Origin of the sequence: Streptomyces sp. NPDC048514 (genome assembly GCF_043199955.1) — a bacterium.
GTDB lineage: Bacteria > Actinomycetota > Actinomycetes > Streptomycetales > Streptomycetaceae > Streptomyces.
In genome coordinates this window covers 49677-68320 of sequence record NZ_JBICWT010000007.1, presented here as the reverse complement: position 1 = coordinate 68320, position 18644 = coordinate 49677, and the positions used below count along the sequence as shown (strand labels likewise).

Sequence of the window (18644 nt, the reverse complement as noted above, 5' to 3'; positions counted from 1 at the left end):
GGTCCGGTTCCGCTCAACGACGGCGCTCGCCACGGCACCGGCCGGTCCCGCTCAGCGACGGCGCTCGGCTCGGTCACGGCACCGGTCCGGTTTCGCTCAGGCCTGCCCGTACGCCGCCCGCAGGGCGTCGCGCACCGCGGCCAGCGCCTCAGGCTCCCCGAGCCCGAGCCGCCGCACCCGCTCCACGTACGCCTGGGCGGCCAGGGCCGCCTCGCGCTCCGCGGCCGAGCCGGCGGCGGCCACGAACGTGCCGTTGCGCCCCCGTGTCTCGATCACGCCGTCGCCCTCCAGCGCCCGGTACGCCTTGGCGACCGTGTTCACCGCGAGCCCCAGGGACTCGGCGAGCCCCCGCACGGTCGGCAGCCGGTAGCCGACCGGCAGTACCCCGGACCGCGCCTGCTCGGAGATCTGCGCCCGCACCTGCTCGTACGGAGGCGCGCTGTCGTCGATGTGGATCTTCAGGCTCACAACGCCGATTGTCCCGTACCCGGGGGAAAATGAGAGGCACCCCGGCGTTCCCGCCGCGTACGGTGCCTGCCCATGACAGTGATCGTGCGTGAGCTCCGCCCCGACGTCCCTTCCGACGCCGAGGGTTTCGCCCACGTCCGCCGCCTGGCCCTGCCGTACATCCTGTTCACCGCGGAATCGGTGCGCCACACGGCCGCCCATGTGCATCCCGGCGCCCGCTACCGGCCGCTCGTCGCGGTCGAGGACGGCGAGGTCGTCGGCACGGCCCAGGTGCATCTCGCCCACGACAGCCCCGAGCCGGGGCTGGGCTGCCTGAACGTGTACGTCCGCCCGGACCGGACCCACCGGGGCGCCGGCCGGCTGCTGGTCGCGGCCGGCGAGACCTACCTGGCCGAGCAGGGCGCGGCCAAGGTGTTCGCCTGGGCGCTCGACGAGCCCGCCAATCGTGCCTTCGCCGAGCGGCGCGGCTACACCCGGGGGCGTTCGGCCCGCTTCCTCCGTCTGGACCTGGCGGACGGCGCCCTCCCGGCCCTCCTTCCGGTTCCGCCGGGCGTCGAACTGCGCCCCGCCGCCGACTTCGCGGACGACCCCCGGCCGCTGTTCGAGCTGGACGCGGAGACCGTGCGGGACGAACCGGGCGATGTCTCCACCGAGTTCACCGACTACGAGGCGTGGCTGGCGGAGACCTGGCGGCATCCGCTGCTGGACCGGGAGCTGACCACGGTCGCCTGCGTCGCCGGCCGGCCCGCCGCCTTCACCGTGGCCTACACCGACGGCGCCGGCCGCTACGCCACGGCCATGACCGGCACCGCCCGGGCCCACCGCGGCCGCGGCCTGGCGAAGCTCGCCAAGGTGCACGCCCTGCACCGGGCCCGCGCCGCCGGTGTCACCGAGGCCTTCACCGGCAACGACACCGGCAACGACCCCATGATCGCGATCAACAAGTGGCTCGGATACGAGTTCTGCGCCACGGAGGTGCGCTATGTCCGCGAACTCGGCCGATGACCCGGTGCGGTGCCAGGTCGTCCTGGTCAAGGCGGGCCGGACCAAGATCCGTTACCCGGCCGAGCTGCTCCAGGACGACGGGATCCGGATCGTCGTCCGGGCCCCCTGGGCGGGCTCCGGCGTCCGCGACTTCGGCTTCGTGCGCTTCGAACCGGGGGATGTGTTCACCGAGTACTACTGGCGCGACCGCTGGTACTCGGTGAAGGAGGTCCGCGCGGCGGACGGCGGCGTGAAGGGCTGGTATTGCGACATCACCCGCCCCGCGGTCGCCTCCGCCGGGGAACTGGTCGTCGAGGACCTGGACCTGGACCTGTGGCGCTCCGCGGACGGCTCGCAGGTGCGACGGCTGGACGAGGACGAGTTCGCCGAGAGCGGGCTGACGGAGACGGATCCGCAGGCCGCGTCCGCCGCGGTGGCCGCCCTCGACGAGCTGGAGGGACTGGCCCGCGAGGGCGGCTTCGAGGCACTGCTGACCTGACGCGCCGGGCCTCTCGGGTCCGCCCCGCACCCCCTCACGCGGTCACGCACGGGCCCGGTCCGGACACACATGGTCGCCACCCGTCGCCGAACAACGGCCTCCTGTGCATCCCCGTCCACGATCGGGGCATTCGCAACCGTGCGCCCTTTCTCTCTCGTCATGACCAGAGAGTGACAGACGCCACTGACAACGCGGACGTGACAGCCGCCACTGACAGACCGGCGCCGATGAGCAACTCTCACCGAAAGCGTCTGCCTCCGTGACCACGCGGAGCCCGGTAGGCACTGAAGGAGGCAGTCATGCGCCGCGTGACCGTGCAGAAGCCCCTGAAGAAGACGGACAGCCGCCGCATCCGCGACGAGGCGCAGGAGCGCCCGTCGGAGCGTCCGGAGGTGCGCAAGGACATCGCACGCACCTGGTGGCCGGACGGCTGACGCCGCCGGCTCCGCCAGAGGCGAGCGCAGTTCGACCAGGCCGCGACGGCACCGTCCCGAGCGCCGCCTGAGCACCGCTCGACGGCACCCTCCCGAGTGCGGCTCGAGCACCCTCGCCACCAGTGTGAGCACCCCTCGACGGCGTCGTCCCGGGCGGAGCCCGAGCGCCCGACGGCGCCATCCTGAGCGCAGTCTGAGCCTCCCCTTAACGGCACCATAAGGATCTCCTCCACCCGCCTCCAGCGGGCGATTCCACGGTTTTCCGGGGCTAGCTTCTGATCACCCCACGGGATCCAGTCCCCACGGACCGTTCGGAGGAGTTCCGCATGCCCGCTCGCGCCCGCCGCAAGGCCGCCGCCGTCGCCATGGTCGGCCTGACGCCGCTCGCCCTCACCGCGCTCGCCACCGCCCCCGCGTCCGCCCACGGCTCGATGGGCGACCCGGTCAGCCGGGTCTCGCAGTGCTACGCGGAGGGGCCGGAGAGCCCCGGCTCGGCCGCGTGCAAGGCGGCCGTGGCGGCCGGCGGGGCGCAGGCACTGTACGACTGGAACGGCATCCGGGTCGGCGACGCCGGCGGACGACACCGGCAGGTGATCCCGGACGGCAAGCTGTGCAGCGCGGCCGACGAGGAGTTCAAGGGCCTCGACCTGGCCCGCGCCGACTGGCCGGCCACGAGCGTGCGCGGTGGCTCGTACACCTTCAAGTACCGGGTGACCGCTCCGCACAAGGGCACCTTCAAGGTCTATCTCACCAAGCCCGGTTACGACCCCGCCAGGCCGCTGGCCTGGTCCGCGCTGGACCTGGAGCATCCGGTGGCGACGGTCACCGACCCCGTCCCCTCGGGCGGCTTCTACACCTTCTCCGGCTCGCTCCCCCAGCGGTCCGGGCGGCAGTTGCTCTACGCCGTCTGGCAGCGCTCGGACAGCCCGGAGGCGTTCTACTCCTGCTCGGACGTCGACTTCGGTGGCAGCGGCAGCGGCAGCGGCAGCGGCAGCGGCAGCGAGAACGGTGGCGGTGACAAGGGGACCGCCGGCAGCACGGGGGACGCCGGCGGCAGGGCGGACGCCGGCGGCGCAGAAGGTGCCGGAGCCAACCCGGCCCCGACCGCCTCCGCGCCGTCCGACGAGCAGATCGCGGCCGGAGCCGGCAAGTCGACGATCGAGCACCACGGCCATGGCGACGACGATGCGAGCACCTCGGCGGAGCCCGCCGCCGCGGCCGGCCGGCCGAAGGCCGCCGGGTCCCCGGAGAACCTCGCCGAGACCGGCGCGTCCACCGGCACCTCGTACCTCGCGATCGGCGGCGCTGCGACGCTGGCGCTCGGTTCGGCCGTGCTGTTCGTGTCCGTGCGCCGGCGCGCGACGGCCGACGGCCACCGCCGGTGAGGTGTCCGGGGCCCGTCCGGCGGCTCAGGCCGGACGGGCCCCGGCGGCGCATCGGCGCCTCGGGTGCGTCGGACGCGTCGGACGCGTCAGCTGAAGACCGACGCGCAGGTCGTGGCGCTGGCGCGGGCCGGGTCGAGCGCGTTGGCCACCTCGTGGAAGGCGATCCGGTCGATCAGGCCGATCGCCACGTGTTCGGAGAGGTCGAGCGGGCACAGGTCCTGCAGCAGGACGTTGCGGACGTCCGAGCCGCTCAGGTACTGGGTGCGCCACGGGGTGACGACCTCGTCGTGCTGGGTGGCGATGACCGTGTAGTGCACTCCGGGTACGGTGTCGCCGCCCGCGTTGAGCTTGGTGAGGAACGCCGATCCCCTGACCTGGTCGGCGAGGCCGGGGGTGGTGGCCTTGAGCAGGTCCTCGGCGCCGGGGAAGTACGGCAGCAGGTTGGCGAGGCCGCTGAGGTCGGTACCGTGGTTGTCGGGGGCGATGCCGACGAGGGCGTTCACCTTGGCGGCTCCGCCGAGGAACTTCAGGTAGTAGCGGGGCATCATGCCGCCCTGTGAGTGTCCGACGAGGTCTGCCTTGGCCGCCCCGGTGGCGGCGAGCACCCGGTCGACGTAGGCGGACAACTGCTCGGCCGACCTGTCGATGGGGCCGAGGCCGTGGAAGAGCGGCACGCCGGGCAACTGGCCGTAGTCCGGGGAGAAGACGCAGTAGCCACGGACCGTCAGATAGGGCGCGAGGGAGAGCCAGTTGTCGATGGAGTTGCCCAGGGTGCCGTGGACCAGGACGACCGGGCGGGGATGGGCGGCGGAGGGCTTGCACGAGAAGTCGTTCCAGCCACTGCTCGGGGCAGCGGTGCCGGCGGCGTGGGCGGTGCCGGCGGCGTGGGCGGTGGCGGCGGCGTGGGCGGTGGCGGCGGGTACGACGGCGACGGCGGCGGTCAGGAGCAGCGCGGTGAGGGGTCTGAGCACTCGTTTCCAGGGCAGCATCGAGTGATCTCCTTGCGGCTCAGAGGGGAGGTACGACGGCCTTACCCTGTGATCCGGATCACGAGGATGCTGTTCACTCGTCAAGTTACGAGCGAGTAGTGCAAGTGTGAAGTTACGCGTCAGTAAAAACTTCCAGTGGTAACCGGCGCATCACCGAACCGCTGACTGGTCGTCACCAGGCGGGCGCGATCGGACCATGGGAAGCGATCCGCACCAACGGGGCCCGCAACAGCCGTACTTAGGCCTCGACCAGCACCAACCGGTCCCGCACCAGCCGCACTTAGGCCGCGCCCAGCAGCTCGGCCCATCCCCCCCACCGCGTAGGCGGCCGCCGCCTCCGCCGCCCGCGCACAGGCCCGGCTCGCCGACGGCACCCGCATCACCCCGCCGTGGGCCGGCCGATCCCTCGGCACGCCCGCTTCCCGGCGAGGCCGGGCGGCCGTCGCCGCCTACGCCGCCAGTCTTCCCGGGATCACCGCCCGCGGCCCGAACTTCGCCCGCGCGCGGTCCGCGACCTCCTCGATGCGGCGGACCTTCTCGTCCACGGGGTCGAAGGTGAGCTGGTAGGAGGCCTGGTCGGCCGAGGTGAGGCCCTCGGCGCGCAGGACGAGCGCCCGAACCCGGGCGCGCTGCAGACCGAGCGCCTCGTACATGACGTAGGCCGTCCTGGCCAGGGCCGCCGAGTGCGCGGTCGGTTCCTTCAAGGTGCGGCTGCGGGTGGTCGAGGAGCGGTCGGCGTAGCGCACGGTGAGGGTCAGGGTGCGGCAGACCTTCTCCACCGCACGCAGCCGGACGCCGATCTCCTCGGCGGCCGACAGCAGCGCCCTGCGGTGCCGGTCGGAATCCAGCTCGTCCACGTCGAAGGGGCGTTCGGTGACCAGGGAACGCGAGACGGCGTTCGGGACGACCCGGCTCCGGTCGACGCCGCCCGCCTTCTCGCGCAGTTCGCGGCCCGCCCTCGCGCCGATCAGCCGCTGGAGTGTGGCCAACGGCGCTGCGGCGACCAGGCCGAGGGTGTCCAGCCCGTACTCGCACAGGGTGCGGGTGGTCGCCGTGCCGACGCCGGGCAGCGCCGACACCGGCCGTCCGGCGAGGAACTCCGCGATGCCGTCCGGGTCCTCGGGCACCGCGCAGGTCACCCCGGGCCGGGCGGCCCGCAGCGCCACACGGGCCAGCATCGGGCCCGGACCGGCGCCGATCGCACAGTCGACGCCGTACCGGGCCAGGGCCCGGACCCGGATCACCGAGGCCAGCTCCACGGCGCTGCGCCCGAAGTACCGTTCGGCGCCCCGGAGATCGGCCAGCGCCCCGTCGGGTGGCAGCGCCTCGACGACCGGCGTGAACTCCTCCAGCAGCCCGAGCAGCCCCGGCAGGGCCGTCTCGTACATCGGCGGCAGCTGGAAACGTACGCAGAGGATGGTCATCCCGCACTCCCCGGACTCTGGTGCCACAACTTCCTTCCCACCGCGGGCCCCTCGCCCGCGGGGCGCAGATCAGCCCAGGGGTGCATCTCGTACCCCGTGGGCATTCGGATCGTCCGGCCCGCCATCGGGTCGCGGGCCGCGGAGCCGGCCGGCGGGGGCAGCCCGTCGGAACCGGCGAGCCGGGCCCGGGACGGACCACCGCCGTCCCCCGCCGCCGATCCGTCCCCCGCAGTCGGTCCGCCCTCCGCGGTCGGCCCCTCCCCCGCAGCCGGTCCGCCCTCCACGGTGGACGCATCCCCGTCCCTCGGGCCGTCCCCCGCCGTGCCGGACGGTTCGGCCAGCCTTGCCGCCACCCCGTCGAGCCCCTCCTCGTCGCGCACGTCCACCAGTTCGGCGAGGTTCCAGGCGGCGGAGCCCACCACGCTCAGGCTGCGCGGGCCGCGCCGCTGCACCACTCCCCGCACCAGCAGCAGCCAGGAGTGGAAGACGGTGTGCGCGCAGACGTCGTGGGAATCGTCGAAGAAGGCGAGGTCGACCAGGCCCGTGCCGTCGTCCAGCGTGGAGAAGATGACCCGCTTGCCGGACCGGATCGGCGGAGTCTGGGTGGCCGCCTTGGCGCCCGCGACCAGCACGGTCTCGCCGTGCCGGGCCTCGCGCAGCCGGCGTGCCGAGACCACGCCCAGCTCCTCGAGGAACTCCCGGTGGTCGTCCATCAGATTGCGCGAGGCGTCCATGGACAGCACGCCCAGCTCGGCGCTGAGCCGTTCCGCCGACGACAGGTCCGGCAGCCCGGCCGGTGCCGTCTTGCGGCCCCCGGCCAGCGGGAGCTGGCCTCCGCCGCCGCCCCGGGCGCCCCGGTGCAGTTCGGTCAGATGCAGTTGCAGATCACGCCGGTTGGCGCCGAAGGCGTCCAGCGCGCCCACCTGTGCGAGCCGCCCGGCGAGCGGGCGGCTCGGCCGGGCCCGCTCCCAGAAGTCCAGCAGGGAGGAGTACGGCTGCCCGTCCTCGATCCTCCGTGCCTCGGCCTCGCTGATGCCGTGCACGTCGCGGAGGGCCAGCCGCAGCCCCCACACCGTCGGTGATTCAGACACCAGTTCGATCCTGTGTGCGACTCCGGAGACATTGACGTCCAGCGGCAGGATCGGCACCCCGCGTCGCCGTGCGTCCGCCAGCAGCAGCCGCTTCGGGTACATGCCGGGATCGTGCGTGAGCAGCCCCGCGTAGAAGGCGGCGGGGTGATGGGCCTTCAGCCACGCCGACTGGTACGTCGGCACCGCGAAGGCGACCGCGTGCGCCTTGCAGAAGCCGTACGACCCGAAGGCCTCGACGATCTCCCAGGTCCGCCGGATCGTCTCCGCGTCGTATCCCCTGGCCGCCGCGTGCTGGGCGAACCACACCTTGATCCGGGCCTGCGACTCCGGATCGGACAGCCCGCGCCGGATCCGGTCGGCCTCGCCCCGGCCGCAGCCGGTCATGACGGCGACGATGTCGATGACCTGCTCGTGGAAGACGACGACCCCGTACGTCCCCTTCAGCGGCTCCTCCAGGTCCGGGTGCGGGTAGCGCACCGGCGCGCGCCCGTGCCGGGCTTCGATGAACGGCCGCACCATGTCGGCGGCGACCGGGCCGGGCCGGAAGAGGGAGATGTCGACGACCAGGTCGTGGAAGGTGGCCGGCTGCAGGCGCCCCACCAGGTCCCGCTGGCCCGGCGACTCGATCTGGAAGCAGCCGAGCGTCTCGGTGGAGCGGATGAGCCCGTACGTCGCCGGATCGCCCGGCGCCAGCGTGTCCAGGTCGACCCGCTCGCCCGACACCCGCTCCACCTCGGCGACCGCGTGCGCCATCGCCGACTGCATCCGCACGCCCAGCACGTCCAGTTTGAGCAGCCCGAGGTCCTCCACGTCCTCCTTGTCGAACTGCGCCATCGGCAGCCCCTCGCCGCTGGTCGGCACCACCGGCGTACGGGCGAGCAGGGAGGCGTCGGAGAGCAGCACCCCGCACGGATGCATGGCGATCCCACGCGGCAGGGCGTCGAGCGCCTCGACCAGCTCCCAGAGCCTGCCGTACCGCTCCTTCTCCCCCGCCAGCCGCTTCAGCTCGGGCAGTTCCTCCAGTGCCGCGCGCGCGTCCCGCGCCCGGATGTGCGGAAAGGACTTGGCGACCCGGTCGATCTCGGCCGGGTCCATGGACAGGGCGGCGCCCACGTCCCGGATCGCGTGCCGGACCCGATAGGTCTCCGGCATCGAGACGGTGGCGACCCGCTCGCCGCCGAACCGGTCGATGATCGCCCGGTACACCTCGAGCCGGCGCGCGGACTCCACGTCGATGTCGATGTCGGGCAGCACCACGCGCTCCTTGGACAGGAAGCGTTCCATCAGCAGCCCGTGCGCGACCGGATCGGCGTGCGCGATCCCGAGGAGATGGTTGACGAGCGACCCGGCGCCGGAGCCGCGCGCGGCCACCCGGATCCCCATCTCCCGCACATCGTCGACGACCTGAGCAACCGTCAGGAAGTAGGAGGCGAAGCCGTGGTGGGCGATGATGTCCAGCTCCCGGTGCATCCGCTCCCAGTACGCACGCCGGCCGCCGTAACCGAGCCGCACCATGCCCGCGGCCGCCCGCGAGGCCAGCGCCCGCTGGGCGGTGCGGCGGCCGGCGCCGACGAGGTGCGGCTCGGGGAAGTGGACGGTGCCGATGCCGAGGTCGCCCTCGGGGTCGACCCGGCACTCGGCGGCGGTGGCCCGGGTCTGCTCCAGCAGCCGGTGCGCGGTGTCACGCCGGTACCCGGCCGCCTCCACCACCCGCTCGGCGGCCTGGAGCATGGCGCCCGCGTCCTTCAGCCAGGCCTCACCGGAGTCCAGTTCCCCGCGCGGGTCGATCGGGACCAGGCGCCGCGCGGCGTCGAGCACGTCGGCGACCGGCCCCTGACCGGGGTCGGCGTACCGGACGGCGTTGCTCAGCACGGGCCGCACCCGCTGCTCGGCGGCGAAGCCGACGGTACGGGCGGCGAGCCGCAGGGAACCGGCCCCCGTGCCGGTACGGCCGTGCCAGACGGCCTCGAGGCGCAGGGCGTCGCCGTAGACCTCGCGCCACGGGACCAGCAGTGTCGCGGCCCGGTCGGGACGCCCCGCGGCGAGCGCTCGCCCGACGTCGGAGCCGGGTCCGAGCAGTACGACCAGGCCGTCGCCCTGATGCCCGGACCAGGGCAGCAGCGGAGCGCCGCCCCCGCCCGCGTGCGCGGCCGTGACGATCCGGCACAGGCCGGCCCATCCCCGTGCGCCGTCCCGGGCGAGGAAGGTCACCCGGGGGGCCGACTCGTCGAGGAAGGCGCCGCCGCGCACGGGGGTCCGGCGCCGCTCACCGCGTACGGCCCGGGCCGGCTCCACCGCCAGGTCCACCCCGAACAGCGGGCGCACGCCCACCTTGGCGCAGGCCTTGGTGAAGCGGACCGTGCCGGCGAGGGTGTCGCGGTCGGTGAGGGCGAGGGCGTCCATGCCCCGCTCCGAGGCGCGCTCGGCCAGCCGCTCCGGGTGGGACGCCCCGTGCCGCAGGGAGAACCCGGAGGCGGTGTGCAGATGCGTGAAGCCCGGCACACGCACCTCCCGCACTCGTGAGTCCCGAACGACTCTCGAACATCAGTTCCAACTTCCGTACTCCACCATACCCCCATTCTCGAACATCTGTGCGACAGCCGTCCAGCCGCCTCTCACCTGCGCAAACACCGCGCCGACCCGGCCTGCGAGGACATGACACAACCGGCCGGGAAGCCCTCCGCCCCGTCCCCGGGGCGGCCCCGAAAGCACGATCTCCCGCCCCGGGCGCCCGGGGCGGGAGATCGTGGGGTTCGCTGCCGGCTCAGCCGATCTGCGCACCCGTGGCCGACAGGGCCGCGGTGACCGGCTGGAAGAAGGTCTCTCCGCCGGAGGTGCAGTCACCGCTGCCGCCGGAGGTCAGCCCGATCGCGTCGCTCCCCGAGAACAGCGAGCCGCCGCTGTCACCGGGCTCGGCGCACACGTCGGTCTGGATCAGGCCGCCGACCGAGCCCTCGGAGTAGTTGACGGTGGCGTTCAGGCCGGTGACCGTGCCGGAGTGCACCTGGGTGGTCGAGCCGCTGCGGGTGACCTTCATCCCGACGGTGGCCTCGGCGGCGCCGGTGATCTTCTGGGTGGAGCCGTTGTAGAGGTCGACCTCGCTCGGGTGGTCGACCTGGGCCGTGTACTCGACCAGGCCGAAGTCGGTGCCCGGGAAGTGGGACTCCGCGTTCTGCCCGATCTGCTTGCCGCTGGAGTCCGTCCAGGTGGAGATGGACTCGGTGCAGTGACCGGCGGTCAGGAAGTACGGCCGGCCGCCCTTGACCACGTTGAAGCCGAGCGAGCAGCGCCCGCCCGAACCGGTGATCGCGTCACCACCGGCGATGAAGGGCTTGAACTCTCCCTTGGACCGCTTCAGTTCGGCCTTGCCGCCGAGTCCCTCGATCACCTTGCCCAGCTTGTCCAGCTGCGTTTCGGACACCGTCCGGTCGGCGGTGACGACGACCTTGTTGCCGACCGGGTCGATCGCCCAGGAGGTGCCGGGGATGGTCGCGTCCTTCTTCAGCGTCGAACGCGCTGCGCCGAGTTCGGCCAGGGAGTTGGTGACGATTCTGGCCTTGGCCCCGGCCGCCTCGACGATCCTGGCGGCGGCCCGGTCGAGCACGTTGACGACGAGGCTCTTCGCGCGGGCGTCGTAGTAGCTGCCCGCCCCGGCGGTACCCAGGTCGCCGTTCAGGTTCGAGGCGAGCTTTCCGGCCGCCGGAGCGGACAGAACGCGTAGCTCCGGAGCGGGCTTCGGGGGCTCGTCGGCGTTCGCATTCTGCAAGGTGACACCCGCGGCGACCAGTGCGGCGATACCCGCGCCGGCCAGGGCGGTCCGCCGGCCGGTTATGCGTCGGTGCTTCAACTCACGTCCTCCTGTGGGGGGCCGGCCGGTGAGGTTGTGGGGACCTGACGGGCCGGAAGGCTGGGTGACGGGCGCCCACTCTTCCGAACCGCGCGGGGAGCACACAAGGTCGACTTCAGGACGCGCGTACCGAGGACTTGCGCGCCTCGTTCCGCAGGGGCGCGCGCCCCCACGTCAGGGAATTCGCGCAGCAAACACTACGAGCGAGTAACCGCTAGGCGGACCGTGACCGCCGCCGGTGGCCGAAAATCGCCCCTGCGTCCGGCCGTTCCGCCCAGCCGAGAGCCCCCGCACGCGGCATGGCGTGCGGGGGCTCGGTGGGGCCGGGAGTCAGCCCGTCAGGGAAGCGTGACCCCGTAGTAGCTCAACGCCTCGGTGACCGGCTGGAAGAAGGTCGTACCGCCGGAGGTGCAGTCGCCGCTGCCGCCGGAGGTCAGACCGTAGGCGGTCGACCCGGAGTAGAGCGGACCGCCGCTGTCGCCGCCCTCGGCGCAGACCGTGGTCTGGATCAGGCCGCTGACGATGTCGCCGCTGCCGTAGTTGACGGTGGCGTTCAGCCCGGTGACCCGGCCGCTGTGCGTGCCGGTGGTGGAACCGCGCCGGTACACGGTCGTGCCCACGGTGGGCGTTGCCGCGCGGCTGATGGTCTGGCTGCCGACCGCGCTCGGGTGCGCGATCGAGGAGTTGGTGTAGCGGACCAGTGCGAAGTCGTTGCCCGGGAAGCTGTAGCCGACGTTCGTGCCCAGGACGGTCGTGTGGGCGGAGTTGCTGTACCAGGTGGAGGCGACCTCGCCGCAGTGTCCGGCGGTCAGGAAGTAATAGGTGCTGCCACTGTGCACGTTGAAGCCGAGCGAGCAGCGGTAGGAGCCGCCGTAGATGGCGTCGCCACCGGTGATCAGCTTGCTGAACTTGCCGGAGGTGTGCTTGATGGTGAGTGCACCCGCGGTGCCGCCGGCCTGCTGCTTGATCTTGGCGATCTCGGCCTTGGACACCGTGCTGTCCACGGTGACGAGCACACGGTTGGTCTTGCTGTCCACCGCCCAGGCCGTGCCGGGGATGTCGGCCTTGAGGACGGAGTCGCTCGCCTTGGTGAGCTGGGTGGCGCTGAACGAGTGGGTGTCGCTGGCGTTCGCGGTGGGGGCGGCGAACGCCGCCGCGGCCAGGAAGCCGGTGGCCACGGCCACCAGCCGGGTCCGTCTGGCGGTGCCGCTGCGGGGAGTGGTGCGCTTGATCCTCACGTTTCGTTCCCTCCAAGGGAAGTCGGGGGCCCGCGTGGGGTCGGGGCCCGTGAGGCGCAGCCAGGGGTGCGGCTGTTTTCCAAACACGCATGCTCCTGACAAGCGCTGAGGGGGAGTATTCGGCCGAACGGCCGGTCGGCACAAGGGTGCCTTTCGGCCGTCGGAATTTGAACTACCTGCCGCCTCGTGGCGCACGCCTCCCGCCCCGGCGCCCTTCTGACGCCGGCTCGGCGCAACGTCGCACGCCCGGTCGGCGCAACCCGTCGCCCTGCTGTGCGACCTGCGGCGTCAGCTCCTGTCCGGCCAGGGTGAAGGCGAGTTCGCCGGCGAGCGCGAGCCCGCGTTCCCGGCCGTCCGCGTTGCCGACGCGCACGGTGCGCGGGCCGTCGTACGGCGTGAAGTGCCCCGCCACCGACCAGCGGGGCGCGTGGGGGGTGGCCTCGACACCCCGGAAGGCACGGCGGGCAGGGGACTCCGGGTCGTACACCCGTACACCCCGGACGCCCTCGCGGACCAGGACGAACAGCCGCTTCCCACCGAGCGCGACGCGGACTCCGGCCCACGGTCGGCGGCAAGGTGGACCCCGCCGGCGAGGGGCCGGTCGTCCACGGTCAGGCCGTCGGCCTCGGCGGCGGTGAGCACAATCCCCTCGTCATCCGCCACCCGGATCCCGGGAATGTCCGGAAGTCGCCCCTCCGGATAGTCCTCGACCCAGTGCGTGGCGGTCAGTGCGAGCGGACCGTAGGCCGCCGAGACCGTCTGCTCGCGCTTGACGTGCCAGTGCTCCCACGCGTCCGAGGCCTCCGTCACCATGCCGTCGACTCCTTCTCCATGCGGTCTCTCTCTTCGATGCACAGGCGGTTCATATGCGATTCGCGGCGACTCAGACGTGCCCCGGACGCGCCTCAGATGCGATCGGCCGCTCCCTGCCGGGCCCCCGGGCCGGGGCGGGGCGGCCGGCGGGCCGGGTCAGACCGAGATGCTCGCGCAGGGTGCTGCCCGGATAGAAGGTGCGGAACAGGCCGCGATGCTGGAGCACCGCCACCGTGCCGTTGACCAGCCGCTCCAGATCGCGGCGCGGTTCGACGGGGACGAGGTGGAACCCGTCGGCGGCACCCTCGGCGTGCCAGGTGGCGATCAGCTCCGCGAGGTCGACCGGACCGCCCCGGTACAACGGGCCCCGCGCGGTCTGCCGCGGGCCCCCTCCGCCGTGGCCGGGCTCGGCCGCGTACTCACCGTCACCGAGGTCCACCAGCAGACTCGCCAGCACCCGCAGGGAGTCCGGCTTCCGCCCGAACCGGTCCGCCTGCGCGCGCAGCCGGTCGCGTACGACGGCGGCCTGCGCCGGAGTCACGGCGCGGACCAGGGCCACGTCCGCGTACCGGGCGGCGACGGCGGCCCCGTCCTCGTCCTCGGTGGCGTCGGCCACGCGGACGAGGTGTCCCTGCGGCGGCCGGGGCACGGGAGCCACCCGACGGCGGCCAAACGGCGGAGCGTCCTGTTCGGCGGGGAACACGTCGATGCGCCAGCCGGCCCGCCCCCGGCTGACCTGGTCGAGGGCGGCCACGGCCGTCTGCGCCCGGAAGGGCCCCGTGCGGTGGGCCACCGTGGGGACCAGCCCGATCCGCCGGGTCGCTGAGGCCACCCGGGACAGCGTCGCGAGCGCGTCGAAGCCGGGCCGGGCCGGGGAGTCGTCCAGCGTCACGAAGTCCAGCCCGCCGCGTTCGGCGAGCCGGGCCAGCTCGACGTAGGAGCCGCTGTCGAGGCAGTCCGGCTGATCGACGGCGGCGGCGAGGTGCAACAGCCCGCGGCACCGCGCACTCACGCCACCACCTCGCCCTTCGCGGCTTGATGGACGGGCCCGGCCGCGGTCGCGCGGCCGGCCGGGTCCCGCAGGAAGTCCAGCGCCGCCCGGGCGGTGGCGTCGTTCTGCCGGAACGCGGCTCCGCCGGTGCGCGGCCGGGTGAAGGCGCCGGGGGTACCGGCGTCGGTGTAGGGGCCGAGGGCGAAGCGCCGCGGGTGCGGGCGTCCGGCACCGTCCAGGATGCGGCCGTCACCGGGGTCGACCCGGAGCAGCCCCGCGGGGTTCTCGCCGGCGCCGTCGTCGTGCAGCTCGCGCAGCAGGCCGTCGCGGGCGCGGCCGACGGTGGGCGCGGGCAGCCGTGCCTCGACCAGCGCCCGAGCCTCGACCCGGAAGTCCGGCACCGTGGGGCTGGTGGCCCGGAACACCCCGTCCTCGGCGGTGACGGCCATGTCGGCACCGACGAACCGGAGCAGACCGGCCCGGGACAGCGCGAGCATCTGCCGCAGCCGGGGGCCGGGCGGCCCGGACGCCAGACGGCTGAAGAAGCCGTGCCACCAGGGGCCTGTGTCCCCGAGCCGCACGAGCTGCCCGTAGACGGAGAGCAGCCCGAGGAAGACCCCCAGGTCGGCACTGTACGACGGGTCGTGACGGCGACTCAGGTCGGCTTCGACATAACCCCGCAGTCCGTCCTGGAACGCCTCGTGGGAGGGGTACCGCACTCCGGCGAGCGGGTGGTCCAGGGCGGCGAGGTCGAGGCGGTCCGCCGGATCCGGTACGGCGGCGGCGATCAGCGCCCGCGCCTCGGCGGGGTCGCCGGCGGTCGCGTACCTCTCCTCGAAGTCGGTCCAGGCCATCGCCGTACGGTCCGGATGCGCGGTGAACAGCCGGTGGTAGTGGGCGAAGCCCAGCTCCTTCTCCACCAGGGGCCACACATCGCGCCGAAAGTCGAAGCCCCCGGGTCTGGCCAGCAGTTCCCGGACCTCGGCGGGGCCGAGGAAGCGGGGCAGCGGGGGCCGGTCGCCGGTCCAGTCGTAACCGATCTTCGAGTGGTGGGGCACCCCGCGCCGCGAGCCGACGTACAGCACCGGTTCGCGGCCCGAGGGGAGGTAGGCGCCGCCCTCGTACCGTCCGCCGCGCCCCTCGGTGAGCAGCACCATCAGATCGACGAAGGCCAGCCCGAAGCCCCGTACCAGGACGGGTCCACCGGCCCGCAGCGCGGACAGGTCGCTGTCCGCGGTGAAGTCGGGCGGCAGGTGGATGAGGCCGTGTTCGGCGGCGTACGCGGCCAGCCCGGCCTGTTCGTCGTCCGGTTCGGCGTCCAGATGGCCGAGGGCGAGGACGACCAGGTCGGCGAGGAGGGGGCGCGTGCCGCCCTCCAGCCACACCTGCTGGCGGCCGTCGCGCGAGCCGGTGACCCGCAGGGCGCGCCGCGGATGGTGGTGGACTTCGGCGCCGGGGGGCAGGCCGGCGCGGGCCCGCTCGTACACCCAGCGCAGATAGCGGCCCTGGAGCCGGCGGTCGGCGAAGGTGCGGCCGTCCATCGCGGCCCACTCGTGCAGGGTGGGGCCCTCGCGCACCGGGCCGTCCATGGTCACGGTCTCGTCGGTGAACATGGTGACGTCCTGGGCGTGCGAGTTCATCCACAGCAGCGGGGACTGCTCCTCGCGCCAGACGCGTCCGCCGCCCGGTGGATGGGGGTCGACGAGGTGGATGTCGAGGCCCGGGCCGGTGTACAGCTCGGGTGCGTTGGCGGCGAGGCGCTCCAGGACGCCGGTCCCCCGCGGCCCGGCTCCCACGATCACCAGCTGCGGCCTCATCGGACGTGCTCCGTGCTGTGCGCACGGTACTTCTCCCCGCGGGACCGCACACAGGACGGGAAGCGGGGTCCGACGCGGGATCGCACGCGAGGCGGAACGCAGGACCGGACGCAGGTCTGGGCGTCGGACCGGACGCAGGACCGGGCGTCGGACCGGACGCGGGGACGGCAAGGGGCTGTGGCGACGGTGTCGGATGACATGCGAAGGCTCCCGGACGCATCGAGTCGTCAGAACGGGGTGATGCCTTCACACGAGCGCGCCGAACGGCGCGGATACGGCCGAGCCCCTCAGCAGGGCCGTGCGGCGAGAGTACGCGGAGGTTTCCCTCCGCTGTCAAGGTTGTCCAGAGTATGAGCCGTACGTCTCACGTCAGTTGACGCGCAACCGGATGCCTGTTCCACTTGCCCCATGCATCCGCAGCAGTGGCTGGTCACCCGCTCCCACATCGACTTCGGTCGCGTGTGGTCCTGTTCCTGTTGAGCCGACCCCCTGCATGCCTGCCCGCCCAGAAGGCGGGCGCCTCACGCGCTCTGCGCACTCCGGTTTCCCCCTGCGCCTTCACACGCACCCCCTCCCCTCGCGCTTTTCACCCTTCTGCCACCAGGAGACCACCACCGGATACGCCTGGCCGGATTCCGGTGGTGCCTTCCCGGCCTCCCGGCGCCCTTCGCTCAACAGCCGTCACAGGGGCAGCAGCAGTCGCAACCGTCGCACCCGCACCCGTCGCACCCCTGGCACGGGCAGTCGCAGTCGCAGTCGCGGCAGCAGCCCTCGCGCTTCTTGCGGGACCACGGGCCCTCGTACTCCCCGGCGCAGCACATCTGGCAGCTGCAGCACAACAGGAGGAACATGCCGCAGCCGGGCAGGAAGCTCCGGGGCGGCTTGGGCTTCGGAGCGGGGATGGAGGGAGAGAACAGGGGGTGCCCCGGCGTCGGCCCCGGCGCCGCCCCCGACCGGTGCGCCGCCCCCGACTCGTGCCCCGATCCCAGCTGGTGCGCGGCCCCCGGCGGCCGCGTCGCACAGGCCGGCAGTGCGCCGAACGCCCGGTCCACGGAACGCCGCAGCTCGTGTACCAGCAGCAGGTGCGCCAGCTTCCCGTCGGCGAACTCCGCCTCCCGCAGCGCCAGCCGGATGCCGTGCAGGGCGTCGTCGGCGAGCCGGCGGGCCTCGGTGAGGGAGGTGCCGGTGGCGGTGAGCGGGTTCCAGGCGCCTGACGCCGCGTCAGCCTCCCGGTCCTCCACGGCGTCCAGCAGATGTGCCAACCGCCCGAACAGCCTGCCCACCTCCGCCAGCGGCTCCGCGTTACCCGGCCGGCCGGCCAGCACCGCGGTGTACGCGAAGGCGGCGGCCGTCGCCGTCTCGGTCGGCTCGGTGACCGCCAGGACCGGGGTGCCGGGCCCGGCCAGGGTCTCCAGACCCAGCTGGCGGTCGACGGCGTCCACCAGGACGTCCGTGTCGAAGCCGACCGCCGATCCGCCACGCGCCCCGGCGCGGCCCCAGCCCGCCGCCACCCGGCGCGCCGCGGCCGCCACCGGGCGGCGCGCCAGCAGCCCGTCCCGGTCGGCGACATGGTCGCGCACCTTGGCGGAGGCGAGGACCAGTGAGACCGCGGCGGCGAGCCGCGCGCCCTCACCCTGGGCCACGGACGCGGTACGCATGCCGCGCAGCGCGCACGGGCCCGCCGTGCGCCTGCCCCCGCTCACCACACCGGCCTGAGCCTCCGTCAGAACCGATATGAGCAAGCCGTCGTAGTTCGTCACGATGCGCGCGAACTGCCCGTGATCCTTGCGCAGCGCGAGACACAGCCCGCACAGGTGCGCCATCCACTGGGCCTTGAGGTTTCCCCCGAGCCGATGGGAGCAGGGCCTGACGATTCCGAACACAGTGATCCCCCATGTCGCGATACGACGTTGAGCTGCGGCATCGTATCGGCCGACTGTCGGCTCGTATCACCGCTTCCGTTCAGCCGTCCGTTCACCCGTACGCACGGTGCATCACCCATCCGCCGCCGACAATCATATTTCACTCACAGTCAGCAGCCGTATGAGTCACGACCCTTGGGGCACAAGGACTCTCGACGGATCGCCCGTGCACCAGTACCGTCACAAACCCCCCGCGCGGCGTCTATCCACTTGGCGCGCCGTCCGCATCATGGATGACCATAGGGATGCGCAAATCGAGAAAGACCGCTGTGAGAGGAGGCGTCCATGGGATCGGTACGCAAGGCGAGTGCGTGGCTCGGCCTCGTCGACGACAACGATGACGAGCGTTACTACGACGACGAGTACTCCGAGGGCACCGAGCCCGGGCCCGGGGACGCCTGGGTCACGGACCCCCGGGTGAAGGTGGCCACGGACTCGGCCGAGGAGAAGGGCCGGCGGATCGGCACGGTCACCCCGGACAGCTTCCGGGACGCCCGCGCCATCGGCGAGCTGTTCCGGGACGGGGTCCCGGTCATCATGAACCTGACGGCGATGGAGCCCGCCGACGCCAAGCGCGTCGTGGACTTCGCGGCCGGACTGACCTTCGGCCTGCGCGGCACCATCGAGCGGGTCGCGAACCGGGTGTTCCTGCTGACGCCCTCGAACACGGAGATCATCAGCGGTGAGCCGGCCGGCCGCCGCGAGGACGGCTTCTTCAACCAGAGCTGAGGCAGGGCCGCTC

14 protein-coding genes and 1 pseudogene are annotated in these 18644 nt (G+C 73.0%); 5 read left to right on the top strand and 10 right to left on the bottom strand.

What is annotated here, in order from left to right:
- Positions 1–96: 96 nt before the first annotated feature.
- Positions 97–468: a GntR family transcriptional regulator gene (locus ACGFT2_RS16815; RefSeq protein WP_393278539.1), complete on the bottom strand. Its 372-nt coding sequence runs from the start codon at positions 466–468 to the stop codon at positions 97–99.
- 72 nt (positions 469–540) lie between these two features.
- Between ACGFT2_RS16815 and ACGFT2_RS16810 the strand changes: the two genes are divergently transcribed.
- The 4 genes from ACGFT2_RS16810 to ACGFT2_RS16795 all read left to right on the top strand — a co-directional run bounded on the left by ACGFT2_RS16810 (position 541) and on the right by ACGFT2_RS16795 (position 3770).
- A complete protein-coding gene (locus ACGFT2_RS16810; protein WP_393278537.1) occupies positions 541–1473 on the top strand; it encodes a GNAT family N-acetyltransferase in 933 nt (310 codons plus the stop codon).
- Complete coding sequence (locus ACGFT2_RS16805) at positions 1451–1951, top strand: DUF402 domain-containing protein (protein ID WP_393278535.1); 501 nt, start codon at positions 1451–1453, stop codon at positions 1949–1951. Before ACGFT2_RS16810 ends, ACGFT2_RS16805 begins: the two co-directional genes overlap by 23 nt.
- 299 nt (positions 1952–2250) lie before the next feature.
- The gene (locus ACGFT2_RS16800; protein WP_393278533.1) at positions 2251–2385 is read left to right on the top strand and encodes a hypothetical protein; all 135 of its coding nucleotides are present in this window, start codon (positions 2251–2253) and stop codon (positions 2383–2385) included.
- 326 nt (positions 2386–2711) lie between these two features.
- Positions 2712–3770, top strand: a complete 1059-nt coding sequence (locus ACGFT2_RS16795; RefSeq protein ID WP_393278531.1) for a lytic polysaccharide monooxygenase — start codon at positions 2712–2714, stop codon at positions 3768–3770.
- An 86-nt stretch (positions 3771–3856) separates the two neighbouring features.
- On the opposite strand, the gene ACGFT2_RS16790 is transcribed toward ACGFT2_RS16795, so the two are convergent.
- The 9 genes and pseudogenes from ACGFT2_RS16790 to ACGFT2_RS16750 form a co-directional block, all read right to left on the bottom strand.
- Positions 3857–4759: an esterase/lipase family protein gene (locus ACGFT2_RS16790; protein ID WP_393278529.1), complete on the bottom strand. Its 903-nt coding sequence runs from the start codon at positions 4757–4759 to the stop codon at positions 3857–3859.
- A gap of 449 nt (positions 4760–5208) precedes the next feature.
- Positions 5209–6183, bottom strand: a complete 975-nt coding sequence (locus ACGFT2_RS16785) for a hypothetical protein (protein ID WP_393278527.1) — start codon at positions 6181–6183, stop codon at positions 5209–5211.
- Positions 6180–9776: a DNA polymerase III subunit alpha gene (locus tag ACGFT2_RS16780; RefSeq protein ID WP_393278525.1), complete on the bottom strand. Its 3597-nt coding sequence runs from the start codon at positions 9774–9776 to the stop codon at positions 6180–6182. The genes ACGFT2_RS16785 and ACGFT2_RS16780 overlap by 4 nt, the downstream gene beginning before the upstream one ends.
- 262 nt (positions 9777–10038) lie before the next feature.
- Positions 10039–11121 (bottom strand): S1 family peptidase, encoded by a 1083-nt coding sequence (locus tag ACGFT2_RS16775; RefSeq protein ID WP_393278523.1) that lies wholly within the window; start codon positions 11119–11121, stop codon positions 10039–10041.
- Between the two features lie 338 nt (positions 11122–11459).
- The gene (locus ACGFT2_RS16770) at positions 11460–12359 is read right to left on the bottom strand and encodes a S1 family peptidase (protein ID WP_393278521.1); all 900 of its coding nucleotides are present in this window, start codon (positions 12357–12359) and stop codon (positions 11460–11462) included.
- A 259-nt stretch (positions 12360–12618) separates the two neighbouring features.
- A pseudogene (locus tag ACGFT2_RS16765) lies at positions 12619–13172 on the bottom strand (DUF1684 domain-containing protein); the annotation flags it as partial.
- 70 nt (positions 13173–13242) lie between these two features.
- Complete coding sequence (locus ACGFT2_RS16760) at positions 13243–14184, bottom strand: LLM class flavin-dependent oxidoreductase (protein ID WP_393278519.1); 942 nt, start codon at positions 14182–14184, stop codon at positions 13243–13245.
- Positions 14181–15980, bottom strand: a complete 1800-nt coding sequence (locus ACGFT2_RS16755; protein ID WP_393278517.1) for an FAD/NAD(P)-binding protein — start codon at positions 15978–15980, stop codon at positions 14181–14183. The genes ACGFT2_RS16760 and ACGFT2_RS16755 overlap by 4 nt, the downstream gene beginning before the upstream one ends.
- Positions 15981–16651: 671 nt before the next feature.
- Positions 16652–17863: a DUF5685 family protein gene (locus tag ACGFT2_RS16750; protein ID WP_393278515.1), complete on the bottom strand. Its 1212-nt coding sequence runs from the start codon at positions 17861–17863 to the stop codon at positions 16652–16654.
- A gap of 324 nt (positions 17864–18187) precedes the next feature.
- On the opposite strand from ACGFT2_RS16750, the gene ACGFT2_RS16745 reads away from it, so the two are divergent.
- A complete protein-coding gene (locus tag ACGFT2_RS16745; RefSeq protein WP_393278513.1) occupies positions 18188–18631 on the top strand; it encodes a cell division protein SepF in 444 nt (147 codons plus the stop codon).
- Positions 18632–18644 lie beyond the last annotated feature (13 nt).